Source organism: Streptomyces sp. NPDC053426, from assembly GCF_055585405.1.
The window spans coordinates 16,933-35,811 of record NZ_JBVJKE010000008.1 but is presented as its reverse complement, the minus strand read 5'-3'; the positions used below and the strand labels follow the sequence as shown (position 1 = coordinate 35,811).

General features: G+C 74.1%; 14 protein-coding genes. 9 read left to right on the top strand and 5 right to left on the bottom strand.

What is annotated here, in order from left to right:
* Window positions 1-75 precede the first annotated feature (75 nt).
* From ACZ62B_RS17825 to ACZ62B_RS17810, 4 genes are all read right to left on the bottom strand, one after another.
* Entirely contained in the window at window positions 76-1,191 is a 1,116-nt protein-coding gene (locus ACZ62B_RS17825; RefSeq protein WP_344567095.1) for a 3-dehydroquinate synthase II, read from the bottom strand.
* On the bottom strand, window positions 1,163-2,137 hold the full coding sequence (locus ACZ62B_RS17820) for a 2-amino-3,7-dideoxy-D-threo-hept-6-ulosonate synthase (protein WP_344567097.1): 975 nt from the start codon (window positions 2,135-2,137) through the stop codon (window positions 1,163-1,165). Before ACZ62B_RS17820 ends, ACZ62B_RS17825 begins: the two co-directional genes overlap by 29 nt.
* Window positions 2,134-3,807 carry a class I adenylate-forming enzyme family protein gene (locus tag ACZ62B_RS17815; protein ID WP_468886762.1) on the bottom strand — a complete coding sequence of 558 codons (1,674 nt, stop codon included), beginning with the start codon at window positions 3,805-3,807 and terminating at the stop codon, window positions 2,134-2,136. The genes ACZ62B_RS17820 and ACZ62B_RS17815 overlap by 4 nt, the downstream gene beginning before the upstream one ends.
* 81 nt (window positions 3,808-3,888) lie before the next feature.
* The gene (locus tag ACZ62B_RS17810) at window positions 3,889-5,364 is read right to left on the bottom strand and encodes a multicopper oxidase family protein (protein WP_382055208.1); all 1,476 of its coding nucleotides are present in this window, start codon (window positions 5,362-5,364) and stop codon (window positions 3,889-3,891) included.
* Window positions 5,365-5,608: 244 nt separating this feature from the next.
* Between ACZ62B_RS17810 and ACZ62B_RS17805 the strand changes: the two genes are divergently transcribed.
* The 3 genes from ACZ62B_RS17805 to ACZ62B_RS17795 all read left to right on the top strand — a co-directional run bounded on the left by ACZ62B_RS17805 (window position 5,609) and on the right by ACZ62B_RS17795 (window position 7,717).
* Window positions 5,609-7,165, top strand: coding sequence for a SagB/ThcOx family dehydrogenase (locus ACZ62B_RS17805; RefSeq protein ID WP_469691017.1), 1,557 nt, complete (start codon window positions 5,609-5,611; stop codon window positions 7,163-7,165).
* A gap of 175 nt (window positions 7,166-7,340) precedes the next feature.
* Window positions 7,341-7,511 (top strand): thiazolylpeptide-type bacteriocin, encoded by a 171-nt coding sequence (locus ACZ62B_RS17800; protein ID WP_073930619.1) that lies wholly within the window; start codon window positions 7,341-7,343, stop codon window positions 7,509-7,511.
* Between the two features lie 35 nt (window positions 7,512-7,546).
* A complete protein-coding gene (locus ACZ62B_RS17795; protein ID WP_073930619.1) occupies window positions 7,547-7,717 on the top strand; it encodes a thiazolylpeptide-type bacteriocin in 171 nt (56 codons plus the stop codon).
* 180 nt (window positions 7,718-7,897) lie between these two features.
* Here the strand turns inward: ACZ62B_RS17795 and ACZ62B_RS17790 are convergent, their stop codons facing one another.
* Entirely contained in the window at window positions 7,898-8,494 is a 597-nt protein-coding gene (locus tag ACZ62B_RS17790; RefSeq protein WP_469691015.1) for a DUF7010 family protein, read from the bottom strand.
* Between the two features lie 342 nt (window positions 8,495-8,836).
* Here ACZ62B_RS17790 and ACZ62B_RS17785 point away from each other — a divergent pair, with 342 nt between their 5' ends.
* Genes ACZ62B_RS17785 through ACZ62B_RS17760 form a run of 6 tightly spaced genes read left to right on the top strand, consistent with a single transcriptional unit; the run spans window position 8,837 to window position 18,856 of the window.
* The gene (locus tag ACZ62B_RS17785) at window positions 8,837-9,916 is read left to right on the top strand and encodes a hypothetical protein (protein WP_468886768.1); all 1,080 of its coding nucleotides are present in this window, start codon (window positions 8,837-8,839) and stop codon (window positions 9,914-9,916) included.
* Window positions 9,913-12,522: a lantibiotic dehydratase gene (locus ACZ62B_RS17780; RefSeq protein ID WP_469691013.1), complete on the top strand. Its 2,610-nt coding sequence runs from the start codon at window positions 9,913-9,915 to the stop codon at window positions 12,520-12,522. Before ACZ62B_RS17785 ends, ACZ62B_RS17780 begins: the two co-directional genes overlap by 4 nt.
* Window positions 12,519-14,462, top strand: coding sequence for a hypothetical protein (locus ACZ62B_RS17775; RefSeq protein WP_469691011.1), 1,944 nt, complete (start codon window positions 12,519-12,521; stop codon window positions 14,460-14,462). Before ACZ62B_RS17780 ends, ACZ62B_RS17775 begins: the two co-directional genes overlap by 4 nt.
* Entirely contained in the window at window positions 14,449-16,371 is a 1,923-nt protein-coding gene (locus ACZ62B_RS17770) for a TOMM precursor leader peptide-binding protein (protein ID WP_344567113.1), read from the top strand. The genes ACZ62B_RS17775 and ACZ62B_RS17770 overlap by 14 nt, the downstream gene beginning before the upstream one ends.
* Window positions 16,368-17,882 (top strand): nitroreductase family protein, encoded by a 1,515-nt coding sequence (locus ACZ62B_RS17765; RefSeq protein WP_469691008.1) that lies wholly within the window; start codon window positions 16,368-16,370, stop codon window positions 17,880-17,882. The genes ACZ62B_RS17770 and ACZ62B_RS17765 overlap by 4 nt, the downstream gene beginning before the upstream one ends.
* A gap of 44 nt (window positions 17,883-17,926) precedes the next feature.
* On the top strand, window positions 17,927-18,856 hold the full coding sequence (locus ACZ62B_RS17760) for a thiopeptide-type bacteriocin biosynthesis protein (RefSeq protein ID WP_468880983.1): 930 nt from the start codon (window positions 17,927-17,929) through the stop codon (window positions 18,854-18,856).
* Window positions 18,857-18,879 lie beyond the last annotated feature (23 nt).

The following is an 18,879-nucleotide window of genomic DNA, read 5'->3' as shown; positions in this document are numbered from 1 at the left end:
GTGCGCCTGCTCGTCACGCTCGTACGGGCACGGGCGCGACGGGTGTACGAGGTCGTACGGGACTTCGTACGGGACTCACTTCTCCAGGCAGAACTCGTCGATCGGGTAGCCGACGTGGCGGTCGGCGGTCGGCAGGTGACCGAGGATCGTGTCGCCCGGCTTGAGTTCGGTGGAGTTGAGGACCGCGGCGTCCGGGCCGAGGACCCGTACGTGCCAGTCGTCCTGGAGGATCAGGTTGACGGTCTGTCCGCTCGGGGCCACCGCGTCGATGGAGATGAGCGGGCGGGTCTCTATCTTGACCCGGCCGACGCTGACCGGACGGGTGCGGCCCTTGGTGTCGACGGCCAGCACCTTGCTGCCGGCGTGGAGTTCGCTCAGGTAGTGGGTGCGGCCGCCCTGCGAGACGGTGTACGAGTGCAGGGCGCCGGCGTTGACCCGGAACGGGCGGGTCGGCATGTACGGCAGCGGGTGGGTCTCGCTGACGCACAGCACCATGCCCTTGGAGTGCGAACCGACCAGGATGCCCTCGTCCTTGCGGAAGTGGGTCGTGGTGTCGACGCAGGCCCGCTCGCCCATGCCGATGTGGGTGGTGTGGGTGACGGTCAGCTCCACCAGGTCGATCTCGCCGCCGCGGGCGCTGGCGGCGGTGCGCAGCGCGGTGGCGTCACCGACCGTGTTGGCCCGCATCAGCACGCCGTCGGAGCCGAGTTCGAGGACGCCGTAGACGATCTCGGCCTCCTCGGTGTTGGAGGCGGTGGTGATGATGGAGCCGGGGGCGCCGGTGGCCGCCGCGATCACGATCTCGAGCGGGATCTTGGTGGGGTCGCGGAAGTCGAGGACGCTCCACGGCTCCAGCCGTGCCGCGAGGCAGGCGTCCTCGAGCGTGTCGGCGTCGACGATCTCCACGTACCGCCCGAACTCGACGTCCGGGTGGGCCTCCTGGAGCGCGGCCCGCTCCTCCCGGGGACCCGGCACGACCACCAGGTCGGCGGCGCCGAGGTCGGCGGGGACGGCGTCGAGGCCGTCCTCGAAGAGCAGGACCTTGCGGACGGTGGGCGGCAGGCCGGCGAAGGCGGCCGGGTCGGCGGCGACGATGCCGTCGATGCGCTGGTGCAGGGCCTCTTCGAGGACGGCTTCGGTGGCGTTGCCGGCGCCTCGGATGTCAAGCCAGCACAGTTTTGCGTCCGTCATGGTGCGGACCTCCTGTCGGATGCGAAAGGTCGGAGAGGTGGTGGGTGTTCTCGGGGAAGGCACCGGACGCCGCCAGGGGCGCCGGGTCGTCCAGGTGGTCGGGGGTCAGCCGTTCGTCCCGGTGGACGCCGGCCCCGGTGGGGAAGGCGACCGCGCCGAAGTGCTGCTCCGGGAAGTGGTGGATCAGCCGGGCCACCTTGGCGGCGAGCCGCCGGGGATCGGCGGCCTGGAAGATGTTGCGGCCCATCGCCACCCCGCCCGCGCCGCCGGCCAGGGCGTCGCGGACATAGGCGAGGACGTCCTCCTCGGTGGGCATCGCGGGACCGCCCGCGACCAGCACCGGCACCGGACAGGCGGCGGTCAGGTCGAGCATCTCCGCGGTCGAGCCGAGGAAGACGGTCTTGACCAGGTCCGCGCCCAGGTCGGAGGCGACGGTGACGGCGTGCGCCACCAGTTGCGGGTCGCGCGGGTCGGTGACCCGCGGGCCGCGCGGGTACACCATGGCGAGCAGCGGCAGGTTCCACCGGTCGCAGGCGTCGGCGATCCGTCCGAGGTCGCCGATCTGCTGCCGCTCGTCGTCCGAACCGACGTTGACGTGGACGCTCACCGCGTCCGCGCCGAGCCGGAGCGCCTCCTCGACCTCGGTCACCACGTACTTGGCGTCGGGGTCGTGCGCCTGGCTGGTGGACGCGTTGAGATGGATGATCAGCGACATCGCGGCGAACCGCTCCGGGCTGATGTGGCGGACGCTGCCCTTGTGCACGACGACCGCGTCCGCGCCGCCGGCGGCGAGCTGTCCGGCGAGCTGGTCGAGGGTCGTGCCGCGGGGCACCACGGGCCCGTCGCTGATCGAGTGGTCGAGAGGGGTGATCATCAGGCCGGCCGTGCTGTGGCGGTAGAGCCGTCGCAGCCGCAGTGACCTGGCGAAATGCCCGAATCCGGTCATGGAGTGCCCTTTCTGTTGCGCGGATCGGTGCGCCGGCGGGCGTGGTGTCCGGGCGGGCCGTCCACCTCGGCGCCGGGGTCGGGTGGGCCGGTGCCGCGCGTCTCGGCGGCGGGCGGGGGTGCCACGCGCACCGGTGCGGTCGCGCCGCGCAGCCGCGTCCGGTCGGGTTTGCCGGACGGGGTGAGCGGCAGTTCGGGCCAGACGGAGACGCTGACCGGGGCGTGCTCCGGGGTGAGCGTCGCCGCGACGTAGCCCCGCAGGTCGCAGGAGGTGTGTCCGGCGCCCGAGTGCAGTTCGACGGCGGCGTGCACCTGCTCCACGAGGTCCTCGTCCCGCACGCCGAACACCGCGGCCTGGCGCACCTGGGGGTGTTGGAGCAGCGCCGCCTCGATGGCGGCCGGGTCGAGCTTGAGGCCGCCGTGCTTGATGACGTCGCCCACCCGGCCGTCCAGCCGCAGATAGCCGTACGGGTCCCAGTGTCCGAGGTCGCCGGTGCGCAGCCAGCCGTCGCGGTACGTGCCGGCGGTCAGCTCCGCGTCGTCCAGGTAGCCTGCGGACACCGTCGGCGAGTCGATCCAGATCTCGCCGCTCTGTCCGCGCCCCAGCGGGGTGCCGGTGCCGGGTGCGCGGATCTCCACCCGTACCCAGGGGAAGGGCCGGCCGACCGAGCCGAGCAGTTCGGGCTCCCGGTGGTCCAGCGGGGTGAGGCTGCTGATGCCGCCGGCCTCCGTGGTGCCGTACACCTGGATCAGTACGTCGCCGAAGAGCCGTACCGCGTCGCGGACCCGTTCGGGGGCGGCCGGTGTGCCGCTGTAGGTGATGCGGCGCAGCGACGACAGGTCGTACGACGTGACCAGCGGGTGGTCGAGCAGCCGGTACAGGTGCGGTACGGCCAGGTAGGCGTCGGTGACCCGGTGTTCGGCGATGGCCGCCAGGGTGGCGTCGGCGTCGAACTCGTCGTGGAGCACCACCGTGCCGCCTCCGCACAGCACGGCGTCGGCCATCGGCGCGGTCGTGTGGCTGACCGGGGTGACGGAGAGCAGCGTGGCCGGGCCCCGTGGGTCGAGGCCGTCGGCGAGGCGTCCGACGAGGTGTTCGCGGGTGCCGTAACGCTGCGCGACCATCTTCGGCCGGCCGGTGCTGCCGCTGGTGAAGTCGACGACGGCCAGGTCGTCGGGCCGGGGCGGCTCGGCCGGCGGCGCGGTGCCGGGCCCGTCCGCCGTGCGCGGGATCGCCCGCACGGTGAGTCCGGGCCGGCGGCGGGCCAGCCATCTGCCGCGGGCCGCGCTCTCCTCGTCCTCCTCGTCCACCAGCAGCAGCGGCACCGCGAGGTCCCGCAGCAGTTCGGTCTGGGTGGCGAGGGAGAAGGTCTCGGTGTCCGTGCGCGGGTTCATCGAGCGGACGTACACCGAGGTCGCGCCGAGCAGGTGCACGGCGTAGCGGGCGCTGAGCATCAGCGGGTGGTTGGGGCCGGTCAGGATCGCCACCGTGGTGCCGGGTCCGACCCGCAGGGAGCGCAGCAGGGCGGCGCTGCCCACGAGGGACGCGCGCAGCTCCCCCGCCGTCACGGCCGCGTCGGGCCGGTGCACGACGACCCGGGTGGGGTCGCGTTCCAGCGCGGCGAGCAGCCGGCGGACGTAGGGGCGTGCGAGGGTTCCGGTGGTGGTCATGGTCCTCCTCTCCGTTCGTCGGGAAGTCGTGGGGGTTCGTCGGGAACTCGTCGGGAATTGGTCGACAATTAGCCGGGGAAGTCAGGCGATCTTCATCTGCGCCATCATTCCCATGGCGCTGTGGTCGATCATGTGGCAGTGATACGGATAGACGCCGCGGTGCGAATCGAAGGTGAGCTGGAGTTTCGCCGTCTGTCCGGGAAAGAGCAGCACGGTGTCCTTCCATCCGGTCTCGGCCGGATACGGCGGCTGCCCGTCGCGTTCGAGAATCCTGAACTGCACCAGGTGCGTATGGAAATTGTGCGGAACGGTGACGCTCTTGTTGGTGACCGTCCACACCTCGGTGCTGCCCCACTCGACGTGGGTGTCGATGCGGTCCGGGTCGAAGGTCCTGCCGTTGATGTACGCCCGGTGGCCTCCGGTGCCCGGCTCGTCCATGTTCAGTTCGAAGGTGCGCTCGACGGTGGGCTTCGGCAGGGGCGGCAGCGTGGCGAGGGTGTCCGGGACCCGGCTGCGGTCGGGGGTCCGCTCGCCGATGTCGAACCGCATGACCTGGCCGACGAGTTCGGTGGGGCCGGGGCCCAGCATGTTGGCGAGGGTGAGCCGCGTTCCGGGCGCGTACTTGGAGAAGTCGACGACGAAGTCGATGCGTTCGCCGGGCGACAGGACGAGCACCGGGGTCTCGGCGGGGGCGGCGAGCAGCCCGCCGTCGGTGCCGATCTGCTGCACGGGGTGCTGGGTGGCGGAGCCGTCCGACAGGGCCAGGACGAAGATGCGCAGGTTGCACGAGTTGACCAGCCGGAAGCGGTACTTGCGGGCCTCGACCTCGAGGTACGGCCAGGGCCGGCCGTTGACCAGGATGGTCGTGCGGTTCTGCGCGTCGTCCATCGTGTAGACCATGGCGGCGCTGTCGTCGAAGTCCGCGTCCCGCAGGACCAGGGGAATGTCGTACTTCCCGGAGGGCAGCCCGAGCCGGTCCTCGTCGGGGTCGCGCAGCAGGTACAGCCCGGAGAGCCCCCGGTAGACGTGCTCGGACTCCATGTGGTGGGCGTGGTCGTGCATCCACAGGGTGGCGCCGGGCTGCCGGTTCTCGTACACGTAGGTGCGCCTGCGTCCCGGCGCGATCGTGTCCATCATGCCGCCGTCGTGCTCCACCGGGTTGTTGCCGCCGTGCAGGTGCACGGACGTCGGCATGTCCAGCGCGTTGACGTGCCGGACCACCGTCCTGCGGCCGGTGCGGGCGCGGATGGTGGGGCCGGTGAAGGAGCCGTTGTACGTCAGGACGTCGGTGCGGGTGCCGGGCAGGATCTCGGCGCTCGCGCGGCGCATGGTGATCCGGTAGTAGTCGGCGTGTCTGGTTCTGCGGTACGGGGCCAGCACCGGCGGCACGGTCAGCGGCACCGCGAACGGCTCGGCCGCCGGGGCCGCCGTCGCGGCGACGGGGACGGTGGCCGGCCCGCCCGCGGTGAGCGTCTTGAACAGCCCGCCCGCCGCGCCGACCGCCCCGACGGCGCCGGTGGTCATACCGAGACGTATCGCATGTCGACGAGTGAGCACGAGAATGTCCTTCTGTCGTTGGGGCGGTGGTCGTTGAATTCCTGTTCCGAGGATGCGCTTCGGGCGTCGATTGTCCGAGCGGAGACGGTCCGTCCCTGTCATGTGTCACGCATTCCATGACCTCGGTCACGAACAGGAATGGTGACTGTCATGCGGTGCGGCCGGCCGGGGCGGAGAGGGTGTAGCGGGCGTCAGAGTGGATTTCGTCGAGTTCTTCCAGTGAATCCCTCTGACGGAGGCCCTGATGATTCCCGTGTCCACGGAGAAACCACCCGAGTTCGCGGCCCGCGCGCTGCGTACGGACGTGCGGATCACGTTCGACGACACCGCGGACACGGCGGTGCTGCGCGGCCCCGAGAGCTCACTCGTGCTGCGCCCGGTGCGCGGTGGCCTGCGCACCGTACTGCGCCGGCTGGCCGGGGGCCCGGTGCCGTACGAGGAGCTGTACGAGGGGTTCGACGGCGCCGCGCGGGAGCGGGCCGACGCCGCGCTGGCGCGGGCCGGCCACCTGCTGGCGTACAGCGTGCTCACGCACGACGGGCCGCCGCCGCGGCGGGAGTTGGTGCGGCTGGAGCCGACGGCCCGGGACGCCGAGCACCGTACGGCGGCCGTGCCCGCCGGCGCGCGGGTGCGTCTGTCCCGGTTCGCCCTCTGCCGTACGCGCGGGGGCGTGCTCGTACTGGAGTCACCGCTGGTGAAGTTCCGGGCCGTGCTCGCCGACCGGGCCGCCCGTGAGCTCGCCGCCGCGCTGGGGCAGCCGGGTCCTGCGGTCCGGGCCGGTGAGGGCACCGGGCTGAGCGAGGCGGAGACGCTCACGGTCCTGGCCCATCTCGTCGGCACCGGCTTCGTCGAACTCGCCGCGCCGGACGGCACCTTCGCGTCCGACACCGAGCCGGTGCTGCGCCAGTGGGACTTCCACGACCTGCTGTTCCACTCGCGCGTGCGGTCCGGCCGCTTCGACGAGACCTTCGGCGCGGCCTACCCGTACCGGGGCCAGATCGACCCGCTGCCCGCCGTGAAGCCGGCGCCGGACGGCCCCGTGACGGAGCTGTACCGTCCCCGGCGCGCGGACATCGACGCCCGTGACCCGTCCCTGACCGCCGCCGTCGAGGGCCGCCGCTCCCACCGCGTCTTCGGGGAGAGGGCGTTGACGGCGCGCGAGCTGGGCGAGTTCCTGTACCGGGTGCAGCGGGTGCGCGTCCACCACACGCCCGGTCCCGGGGAGGACGAGGTGGTCTCGCGGCCCTATCCGGCCGGGGGCTCGCTCCACGAGCTGGAGCTGTACGTCACGGTGCTGCGCTGCGAGAGCCTCGCACCGGGTGTCTACCACTACGACTCGTACGCGCACCGCCTGGTCCTCGTCAGCGAGGTGGAGGACGACCGGAGGGCGCTGCTGGGCGTGGCGTCGCGCTCCGTCGGGTTCGACGTGCGCCCCGATGTGCTCCTCACGGTGACCTCGCGGTTCCAGCGCATGGCGTGGAAGTACCGGGCGATGGCGTACGCGACGACGCTGCGGCACACCGGTGTGCTCTACCAGACCATGTACCTGGTGGCGACGGCGATGGGCCTGGCGCCCTGCGGGCTGGGCAACGGCGACGCCGATCTGTCCGCCCGCGTGCTGGGCCTGGACTACCTGCGGGAGTCCTCGGTCGGCGACTTCCTGCTGGGCACGCCGGCGCCCGGGTCCGCGATGCCCGCCGAGCCGGGCGAGGAATGGCACATGGTGAACAGCCCCGAATGGGCGCTTCCGGTCGCCCTCGACGAAAAGCCGGGCACCGGGAAAACGTCATCCGGGCCGTGATAAATGTCAGCCGACGTCCGCAGGGGGTGGCGCACGGGCGGACGGCCGAGCAATATTGATGTCACAGCCGGACGGAAAAGGAAAAACCTTCCGGAAGGCGCCCGGGAATCATCCCGAGCATGAATCCCCGGGAATTCCGTTCAGGGAAATCCCGAATCGATGAAAGGACCGCGACATGACCGCCAAGGACATCAAGAACGACGCCGACAACGCGTTCGAGGGCTTCGACGCCGACGAGCTGGAGACCCTCGAGGTCGCCGACGGCGTGGCGCTGCCGGAGATGGGCGCCTCCAGCGGCTCGATCGGCACCTCCTCCTCGTCCTCCAGCACCTGCTCGGCCTGCTGAACCACTCCACCCACGGATCCCGGAAGGACCACGACATGACCGCCAAGGACATCAAGAACGACGCCGACAACGCGTTCGAGGGCTTCGACGCCGACGAGCTGGAGACCCTCGAGGTCGCCGACGGCGTGGCGCTGCCGGAGATGGGCGCCTCCAGCGGCTCGATCGGCACCTCGTCCTCCTCGTCCAGCACCTGCTCGGCCTGCTGAACGCGCGTGAGCGCCTGAGCACGACCGTGTGAACGCACAAGGATGCGCCGCCGGCCCCCTGGCCGGTCGGCACATCCTTGCGTTCGTTTCCGGGGCGGTCCGCCGGCCCCGGTCGATTCTGCGGCCCGTCGGCCCGACAGGTTCCCGACGGCCCGCCGGCCCCGTACCGCCGGGCGGCCGTCAGCCCCGCACGGCCAGGTGGTAGGCGGAGGCCCAGAGCACCGCCGCGCAGGCCAGGCCCACCGCGACCAGCACGCTCTCGTCCGACAGGCCGGCCACGACCAGCACCGCGCCGACGACCGCCACGGCGGTCATCAGCCCGGCCGTCCACCGGTACTGCCACTGGTCGTACAGGCGCGCGAGGGGGAAGAAGTGCAGCCCCACGACGAGGGCGATGCCGACCGGGATGAGCTCGGGGCGGCCGGAGGCGTTGGAGCCGGCGATGACGGCGAAGATGGCCAGCACCTCGATGCCGTTGACGACACCCACCCCGCGCGCCCAGTTCTCCGGGAGGCTCACCATTCGGGGCGAGGGCGCGGCGTCCTTGCGGTGCCCCAGGTAGATGGCCGCCGCGGTGACCACGAGGGCCGCCACCTCTATGGACACCGGCACGACGTCCGTCGCGGAACCGGTTCCGGAGGCCCCGGCGAAGGCCCACAGCAGGCCGAAGACGGAGAGCACGAGGGTTCCTCGGCGCCGCAGTTTCCGGGTGAGTTCCAGGCACTCGGCGTCCGTGGCGGACGGGATCGGGCCGGTGGTGGGGGGATCAGTCGTCATTGGCGGAGAGTACAACGATCACCGCGGCTGCCAGATGTTTTTCGGCCAGTCCGTCGGCCGACCCAAACGGAATTGACCATTCCGAGACTTTGCCGTGGAGCGTGCGCCTCCCGGATTTCCCGGAAAAGGGCGCACGGTGTCACGAGAACCGTGACGTATGTAAGCCGTCGCCCCCTCTCCACTTCCACCGCGCATTCCGGGCGCCAATGATGTGGAGCACATTCCCGAATTCATTTCCCGTTCGTCTCGGAAGGTGCGAAGGACATGGTGGTTGACGCTCCGGAGCGTAGTGCCGTGAGGCCGGATTCCGCCGACCTGACGGGGGTGCGACTCCACACTCGGATGCCGGTGACGCCGGCCTGGCTGGCCCGGTACGTCGTACCGGCCGCCCGCGAACTGAGCGAAGGGGGCGTGCCCGGCGTCCAGGTCCGCCGCGGCTGGCTGCACGGACCCCACATCGACCTGCTCGCCCCGGCCGCCGGCGCCGCCGACTGGCCCGCGGTCGCGGCCGGGCTCGACGCGGGCCCCCTCGACCCGGCGCGGGCGCTGACCGAGGAGGCCTACCTGGAGCAGGCCCGCGAGTTCGGCCGACTCGAGGCGGTGGAGCCCCCGTACCTGCCGCTGCGCGACCACGGCGCGGTCCTGCCCGTCGCTCCCGACGACCCGGCCCTGCGCTCCCGCGAGCCGCGCCTCGATCCGCTGCGCACCGTCGTGAACGGCGCCCTCGCCGTGCCGGTGCTGTCGATGATCGAGGGCCTGGCCGAGAAGCCCGGCAGCGGCACGGTGCTGCTCGCGGAGGCGTTCGCCGCGCTCGCCGACACCCACGCCCTCGGCCCCGGCTACGGGGTGTTCTCCCCCCGGTCGCACGCGGAGGCGTTCCTCGCCTGGGCGGCTCCCCGCAAGGACATGCGGCCCGTCTTCCGGGAGCGGCTCGCCAAGGATGCGCCGCTGCTCCGCGCGGTGGTCGAACAGCGGCTGAGCGGTGAGGTGTCGCCCGCGGCGGCCCGGTGGCGCACGGCGTTCGCCTACGGCGCCGGCGTGCTGGACAGCGCGGTGGCCTCGGGCGCCCTCACCGCCGGCCTGCTCGACTCGGTGACCGACGGCGTCGACCGGGGGCGGATGGGACCGCCCGGGGCCGTGACCACGGTGCCGCGCGGCGAGCAGCCGGACACCGACTTCCACCGCACCGTGCACGGGTCCGGGGCGATCAGCACGCCCTCGCCGTTCTTCGCCGCGTTCCGCCTGCTGACCAACCTCTTCTACCAGCAGCTTCCCCTGCTCACCGTGTCGCCGATGCAGCGCTACTACATGTGCTTCGCGATCGCCGAGACGGTCGACGACGTGCTCGGCAGCAGCTGGCGCGAGCGTCTGGAACGCCCGCACACCGCCCGCACCACGAAGCCGACGGGAGCCCCGCGATGACCAGTCCCGAACCCCAGTGGTTCCTGCGCGTCAACCCACTGCGCAGGGCCCGCCTCGCCGACCCGGAGCTGCGCCGGCTGCTCGGTGAACTCGCCGCCGCCGAGGCCGGACTGGCCGAGGCCGCCGAGGTCTGCTCGCAGGAGCTGTACGAGCGGATCGGTGCCGTGGAGTCGGACGCCGAGCGCCGCGAGCTGATCGCGCTGCGCCGGGCCATCCACAACGGCCGCGCGCCCCGCAAGGCCCCCGAGGGCCGCGTGGCGGAGCTCCCGTCGGTGGCCCGCTGGCTGGCCGTCCAGACCGAGCGGGAGCGGCTGCGCGCCACGATCACCGCCGGCTACCCGGCCGCCGCCGACCGCGAACGGACCGTCCTGGCGGGCCTGCTCGGCGACGACGACCTGCTGCGCTCGCTCGCCCTCGTCGCCCCCGAGGTGCACCAGGAGGCCGAGCGCTACCGCGCGGCGGTCGAGGGACCCGGCAAGGTCAACGCCCGCACCCGCAAGTCGGAACGCGGACTGATCCAGTACGTCACCCGGTCCATGGTGCGCACCAGCCCGCTCTCCCGGTTCACCGCGGTGGGCATCGCCGAACCCGCCCCCGCCGGCGACCCGGAGGCCGTACGCCCCGGCGACGTGCCCTTCACCGGCGCGCTGGCCGTACCGGGCCTGGACCGGGTGATGCTGCACTACGTGCTCGGCGGCCTGCCCACCGCCGACGAGGCCGACCTCACCGACCTGTGGGTGGGCCTGCCGCCGACCTCGGCCCCCGACCCGGAGAGCGGCAAGCTGTTCTTCCTGAAGTTCTCCGAACAGGGCATGCACCGGCTCGCGCTGCCGCTCGACGGGCCCGTCGCCGACCTGCTCGACGCGCTGTCCATGGGTCCGCGCCGCTTCCCCGCCGTGGTCGCGCACGTCGCCGCGCGGGCCGGCTGCCCGGCCGAGGACGCCGACCGGCGCGTACGGCAGGCGCTCGGGCAGGGCGTGCTGTGCACCTTCACCCGGCCGGAGGAGCGCGCGGCTTCCGCCGACTACGACGACCTGCTCCCGACGGGGCGGGACACCGCCGCCGGGGAGCTGGCGGAGCGGGTCCGTGCCGGACTGCCCCGGGTGGCCGGGGCGCCCGCCGGGGAGCGGGGCGCGGTCCTGGCCGGACTGCGCGGGGACCTCGGCCGGTTCAGCCAGGCCGTGGGCCGCCCGGCGCACATCACGGTCGAGGAGGACTACGTCATGCCGCCGCTGAAGGTGGCCACCTCCGACTGGCACGCCCCGCTGACCGACCTCGGGCCCGCCGTGGAACTGCTGTCGGTCTTCGACTGGCTGCACGACGTACGGGTCCTGATGACCGCCGCGTTCACGGAGCGGTTCGGGGCCGGGGCGAACGTGCCGCTGGCCGAGCACGCGCCGTTCGTCGTCGGGGAGGTCTCCCGGCGGGCCGCCGCGATGGCCGCCGTGTACGGGCCGCAGGGCTCGGGCGAGCCGGCCGCGCTGACCGGCATCGGCCCGGCGGACGGCTCGCTGGAGCGCATGTACCTGCTGCGCCGCGAGCTGTCCGAGGAGGTGCACGCGCTCCTCACCAAGACCGCCCGGGCCGGCGAGGACACCCTGAGCCTCACCGCGGCGGACGTCGCGGAACTGACCCGGTCGCTGCCCGACCGCTTCCGCCGGGACCCGCTGATCTACGGCGTGCTGCTCCAGCAGGCCGGCGGCAAACTCGTCCTCAACGACGGCCTGCCGGGCCACGGCATGCTGTACGCGCGGTTCCTGGAGGCCGACCGCCGCCAGGGCGGCCGGGCGCTGCCCCGGCTCGCCGCCCACCTGCGGCGCTTCTACGGTCACGACGGCGCCCGGGTCACCGAGGACCTCGGTCTGCACCGCCTCAACGTCAACGCGCACGCGCCGGTGCTGCCGGGCGGTCTCACCCCGGAGGACTGGTTCACGCTGCGGCTGGCCCACGACCCGGAGACGGACTCGCTGCGGGTCGAGGACGCGGACGGCGCGCCCCTGAGGGTGCTGCCGCTCGGCACGGGCCATCCGGGCCTGTTCCCGCCCCCGCTGTCGGTGGCCTCCGGCCTCGCGATCAGCGGCCGGCTCTTCAACAGCCTGCCGAACTCCTGGCACGCGGCCACCCCGTGGGACGGCGAGCACACCCGCACCGCGCCGCGCATGGCGGTCGGCGACGTCCTCGTCGGCCGCCGCCGCTGGTACGGCGGGGCCGAGCTGGACACGGCGGTGGCCGCCGGGCCCGACGAGCACGAGCGGCTGCTCGCGCTGACGGCGTGGCGGGCCCGGCACGGGGTCCCCGACGAGGTCGTCATCAAGTCGGCGCCCGAGGACGAGGGTCCGCTGTCGGTCGGCGCACCGGACGTCCAGTCCAAGCGCCTCCAGCAGAAGCCGCAGTACGTGGACCTGTCCAGCGCCCTCGCGGTGCGGGTCCTGCCGCGGATGCTGGAGCGCCGCGGGGCGGGCGCGAGCTACCTGGAGGAGGCGCTGCCCGGCGTCACCGACGGCACGCACGCGACGGAATGGGTGCTCGAAGTCGGGCGCACGGCCGGCGGACGGTTCGTGTACGACCCGTCCAACCACACGGAAGCGGAAGGAGCTCGGTCGTGACGGTGACCGATCTGGACAGGGCCCCGGCCACGACGGCTCCGGGGACGGACACCCCGCTGCGGGCCCGGCCCGGGCTGCACTACGCGCCGGTGCCGGGGGGCGTGTACTTCAGCGGCACGCGCGGGCAGTTCGTGCTGAGCGGCTCGGACCTCATGTACGCGGTGGCGGACGGCTGCGTACCGCTGCTGGAGGCGGGGACGACGGAGGACGCCCTGGTCGCCGAGTTCGGCACGGAGCGTGCCCGGCCGGCCGTACGGCATCTCGTCGCCCGGCTGCGGGAGAACGGCCTGCTGCTCGACCCGGCCGCGTTCACCGAGCCGGAGCCCCCGGCCGGGGTGCGCGCCCGCTACGCCGACACCCTGGCCCGCCTGACCGCCCGCCTCGACGACCCGTACGCGGCGTTCGCCCGCCTGCGCCGGGCCCGGGTGGAGCTCCGTGGCCCGGCCACGGCGACGGCCCCGGCCCGCCGCGGCCTGCACCGGGCCGGCGTGACCACCACGCCACCGGCCACCGGAACGGCGACCCCCCTCGTCCCGGTCTGCGACCCGGCGATGTACGCGGACCCCGCCCTCCTGACCCCCGCCGGCGCCCCGGCGGTGCACGAACCCTCGACCCCCGCCGGCGACCCGGCGGCGCGCACGTCCGAAACCCTCACCCCCGCCGGCGACCCGGCGGTACGTGGAACCTCGACTCCCGCCGGCGACCCGACGGTGCGCAAACCCTCGATTCCCGTCGGCGACCCGACGGTGTGCAGGGACCAGGCAGTTGTTCCCGTCGGCGGCCCGGCGGTGGACTTCCCCGAGGCCGGCGGTCCGTCCCGTGCCGTCATCGAGTTCCTCACCGGTGACGGGACCTGGACCGAACGACACGGGACGCTTCACGTGCCCGTGCTGCTCGGCCCGGGGCCGGTCCTCGTCGGACCGGTCGGGGTGTCGCCCGCCGCCTGGGAGGCGTTCCGGGACCGGGCCAGGGTCTGGGCCGGTGCCGAGGGCGTCGAGCCCGCGGCCGGGCCCGTCGCCCACTCCCTCGCGGGAGCCCTCGCCGCCCAGCTCCTGGCCGACACCCTCACGGGTGTCGCGGAGCCCGGCGAGGCCCATGTCGTGCACGGCCCCGATCTGACCGCCGACCGCGTCACCGTCACGGGCGGCCCCGTGGACGAAGCGGTCGTGGTCCGGCTCGACGACGCCCCCGCCGAACCCCTCCCCGAACCGGCGGCCGCACTGGAGGAGGCCGCCGCCCTCACCGCCCGCTGGACCGGACTCTTCGCCTCCGCGCAGGGCGAGCACCTGCCGCAGATGCCCCTCGCCCTGCGCGCGGCGGAGCACCGCACGGACCGCACGGACACGGTCACCGCCTGGGCGGCGCACCAGGAGACGGCGACCGTCGCCGCCGCCCTGGCCGCCCTGCGCGACCACGACGGCGGTGCCGCCGGCCTCACCCGTGAACACTGGTTGCTGGACGGCGCGCTGCGGTGGCTCGCCGAGCGCCGGGACCGGTTCGAGCAGCTCACCGACACCGCTCCCCCGCTGCACGCCGAGGGCGAACGCATCCTCGCCGCCCTGCGCGCGCGGCTCGGGCCGGCCGTTCCCGTACTCGCCCTGGCCCGGACCGCCGGAGTCGACTGGCCGCTGGCCGAGGTCACCGCCGGCGGCCGGCCGCTCGGCGCCGGCTGGGGACCCACGGCCGCCGACGCGACGTACGCCGCGCTGTGCACGGCACTCGCCGCCGCCCAGGCCGACGGCACCGTCGCCGCCCTGTCCACCGACGCCCTGCTCACCGCCGACGACACCGCCCGCACCGCACTGAGGAGGCAGCTCACCGCGCTCGCCACGATCCGGGGACAGGCCCGCCGCACGGACCCCGTGCTGGGCGGACTCCCCTTCTGGCACGGCCCGGTGACCGCCCGGACGGCCCAGGAGCCCACCGATGCCGACCACTGACCCGACCACCACCGAGAACCCGGTCCAGGCGGGCCCCGCGCTGCCCGCGACGGCCCACGACGACTGGCTGCCCGCCCTCGCGGGACTGGCCCGTGCCACCGGGGCGACCGTCTCCGTCAACCTCGGCTGGGACCTCGCCTGGGAACGCGGCCCGGTCGTCGCGGCGGACGGCCCCCACCTCTCCGTACGTCTGTACGACGACGAGGTGATGGTCGGCCCGCTGTGGGTGCCGGGCACCGCGTCCGGCTGCGCCGCCTGCGCCGAGGTGCGCGAACGCACCGTCCTCGACCACCCGCTGGTCGGCGACCTCACCCAGGCCACGCGGGTCCCCGCCGCCCCCGCGCCGCTGCTGCCCGAACTCCTGCGCACCGGCCTGGAACACCTGGCGGACCACCCCCTCGCCCCCGGCGAGGCGTACTCGGTGACCGTGCGCGGCACCCGCCGCCACCGCATCGCGCGCAGCTTCCACTGCCCGGCGTGCGGCCCCGCCCCCGAGGACCTGGTCAGCACCGGGGCCCCGCCGCCCCGTACCCTCCGCTCGCGTCCGGCCGTCCCCGGTGACGCCACCCGCACCGCGGCGAGCCGGCTCGTCGAGCCCGGCTTCCTGCGCGACCGCCTGGTCGACGACCGCTTCGGACCGGTCCGGGCGATCCTGCGCGAGTCCCACGCCCCGTTCGCGATGAGCATGGCCGTCGTCGCCGACGCCCCGGCGATGGGCCACGGCCGGGCCCGTACGTTCGCCGAGACCGAGCCGGTCGCGGTCCTGGAGGCCTACGAACGGCTCGGCGGCTACCCCTACGACATCCCCCTGGTGACCCGTCGCTCCTACCGCGAGGTCGCCGGCCACGCCGTCGACCCGGACGGCCTCGGCCGCTACACCGCCGAGCAGCTCGCCCATCCGACCAGCAGGGCGACGCCGTTCACGGCCGACACCCCGATGGACTGGGCCTGGGGGCACGACCTGGCCGACGGCCGTCCGCTCCTGGTCCCGGCGGACCACGCCTTCTACCAGTACGAGTACGCGTTCCGCCGGGACCGCCGGGCGGCGCGCGTGGCGGGTGCCGCGAACCGGCGGCACTACTTCTTCGACTGCTCCAGCGGCTGCGCGGTCGGCGCCAACTACGAAGAGGCCGCCCTGCACTCGCTGTTCGAACTGGCCGAGCGGGACGCGTTCCTGACGTCCTGGTACCGGGCGGCGCCGCTCCCCCACGTCCCGGTCGCCTCCCTCACCGACCCGACCAGCCGGGCCATGGTCGAGCTGATCCGGGCGCGCGGCTTCGACGTCCACCTGCTGGTCGCCACCCGTGACATCGGCCTGCCGGTGGTGTGGGTCATCGCCGTCAACGAGAAGAACCCGTTCCCCGCCACCTTCTCCTCCGCCGGTTCGGGTGCGGAGCCGGAGTCGGCGATCCGGGGCGCGCTGCGCGAGGTGGCCCAGCTCGTCACCAACCCGGTCGACTGGACCCGTGAGCAGGCCGAGCGGATGGCCGAGGACCCGTGGCTGGTGGAGGAGCTGGAGGACCATGTGCGGTTCTCCTCGATCCCCGAGACCCGCGACCGCGCCCTGGCGGGGCTCGGCGGCCCGGCCGTCACCCTGGAGGAGGCCTTCCCCGACTGGCCCGGCCGGCTGGAGCGGGCCGCGGGCGGCGATGTGCGCGGCACCCTCGAGTACGTCGCCTCGCTGTTCGCCGACGCGGGCCTGGACCGCATCGTCGTCGTCGACCAGACCAGCCGGGAGCACGCGGACGCCGGTATCGCGGTCGCCCGCGCGGTCGTCCCCGGCATCGTGCCGATGTGCTTCGGCCACGCCCAGCAGCGCCTGGACGGACTGCCCCGGCTCCGTGCCGCGCTGCGCGGCACGGACCAGGAGCACCGGGCGATCCCCTACGACCCCCACCCGTTCCCGTGACGGCCCCCGCCCCGGAGTGGACCCGGCGCGCCCCGGTCGACCTGCCGGGCCCCGAGGGCGACAACAGCATCGCGCGCGAACCGCTCTGGTACGCGTACGGCGCGGGCGACGACCGCCCGGAGCCGCCGCCCTGGACCTGGGCGGAGACGCCCCCGCCCGACAGCCACGTACCGCCGGAGCCGCCGCGCCCGGCGGGACCGGGCAGGGTGCTGCCGACGGGCACCACCGAGCGGCTGTCGGCGCTCGCGTATCCGCGGGTCCCCGCCGCCTCCGGTCCGGCGGCGCCGGACGCCCTGGCACACGCCCTGACGGCGACGTTCGGTCCCGTGCGCCGGGAACCGGAGAACCCGTACAACGAGCACCGGCCGTACGCCTCGCCCCGCTGCCTCTTCCCCGTCCACGCCTTCGTGGGCGGCGGCGACGGCTCGGCGTGGCGGCTGCTGGAGCCGGCCCGCCACGCCCTCACCGGGCCGGACACCGGGGCGCCGCCCACCCGCGTCGCGCTCACCGGCCGCTACACCGCGATCCCGGTGGCGTACCAGTGGTTCCGCGGATCGCTCGTCTCCATCGAGATCGGCATGGTGCTGCGGGCGCTGAGCCTCGGCCTCGAACTGTTCGGGGTGCCGGCGGTGCTCACCCCGCCGGCCGGCGGCGGGGCGGGGCCGCTGCGCGAGCTGGGTCTCGAGCGGACCTGGGAGTGGTCGCTGCCCTGGTTCGTCGACGTGGCGGAGCCCGGTCCCGTGGCGAGGGCCGGGCGGGACGCGCCGGTGCCCGACGGCGACCCCTCGCTGACGGACGTCGTACGCGCCAACCGGGAGCAGACGTACCCGGCGGGCGCGGCACCGCTCACCACGGCCGTCCCGGCCGGCCTGCCGGACAGCCCCGTCGTGCCCGACTGGGCGGAGCTGCTGTGGCGGCGCCACTCCGGCCGTATGCCGCGCGCCCTGCACGGCATGGACTCGGCACCGCGCCCCGCCCCGGTCCCGGCCCGGCACCTGGCCGCCGCCCTCGCCTGGCTCGGTGTCCCGCCACCGCACCCGGTGCTGGCCGCCGCCTTCGACGCGGTCACGGTCACCGCCGTGGTGCAGCACGTCGAGGGGTACGCGGCCGGGGTGCACCGCTTCGAGAAGGGCGCGGCGCACCTGCGGAAGGCCGATCCGACCGCCCCCGCGGGGCTGGAGGCGAACTACGGCTACGGGTTGTCGCCCGTCAACGGCTGCGGCATCGCCAAGGCCCCGCTCACCGTCTTCTTCTCCGTCCGCCCCCGCGAGCTGTTCGCCCGCTTCGGCCCCACCGGCTGGGGCGCCGCGCAGACCGCCTGCGGCTGGGCCGTCCACGGGCTGTGCCTGGCGGCGGCAGCGGCCGGTCTCTTCGCCCGTCCCGTCCGGGCGTTCAAGGAGATCCCCACGAAGGAGGTCATCGGCCTGGCCGAGGACGAGACGATCGTCCTGTCGGCGGTGGTGGGGGTACCGCGCGAGACCGGGGGCGACCAGCTCGACCTGCGTACCTGAGCCCGATCCTCCGCACGCCCTCCGGACGACAAGGAAACCCGCCCATGACCGAGCCCACCACCACACCGCGGCGCTGGAGCGCCTGGCACCTCCACCTCGCCACCACCGCCCGCGGCGCCCACGACCGCGTCCTCACCGATGTCATCGGACCCACGGTCCGCGCACTGCCGCCCGGCACCGAGTGGTTCTTCATCCGTTACTGGCAGTCGGGTCCTCATCTGCGGCTGCGGATCGCGGACCTCGCCCCGGACGCCCGCGCGGACGTCGAGGACGCCCTGCGCGACCGGCTCGCCACGGCGGGCCGGCTCGCGCCCGGGGAGGAGCCGCTGGCCGCCGACGCCTACGAGGAGAGCGCGGCCCGGCTCGCCGCCGCGGGCGAGACCGGCGTCAACTCCACCGTCCGGGCGCTGCTGCCGCCCGGCGTCCACCGGGCCGACTACGACCCCGAGTTCGAACGCTACGGCGGTCACGCCCTCATGCCGGCCGCCGAGTCCCTGTTCCACCTGTCCAGCGAACTCGTGCTGCGGCTCGCCCCGGGCGTCACCGACGAGGCGCGGCGCGCCCGGCTGGCGCTGCGCGGCACCCTGTCCGCCGCCGTCGCCCTCGGCGGTCCCGTCGAGCGCGCCCACTACTTCGCGCGGGGCCTGGACGCCTGGCGGGCCTGGGCGTCCGACGCGGGCCATCCCGACGCCCTGCTCGACCGGATCACCCACGTCGGCCAGGACCCGGACGCGGTACGGGTCACGCCCGAGGCGCACGGCCCGTTCACCGGCTGGTACGAGGCGCTGGCGGCCCATGCCGACGACGTCCGGCGGCATGCGACGACCCACCCCGGAATGATCCTCTTCTCCCACGCCCACATGCTGCACAACCGGCTGGGCCTGAGCCTGCTGGAGGAGCTGCGCACCTACGCCTGGCTGTCCCACGTCTTCCCGGTGCGGCAGCCGGCAGCCGGCCTGGCACCCGTGGGGTGACCCCCGCGCCCCGTGGGTGCCGA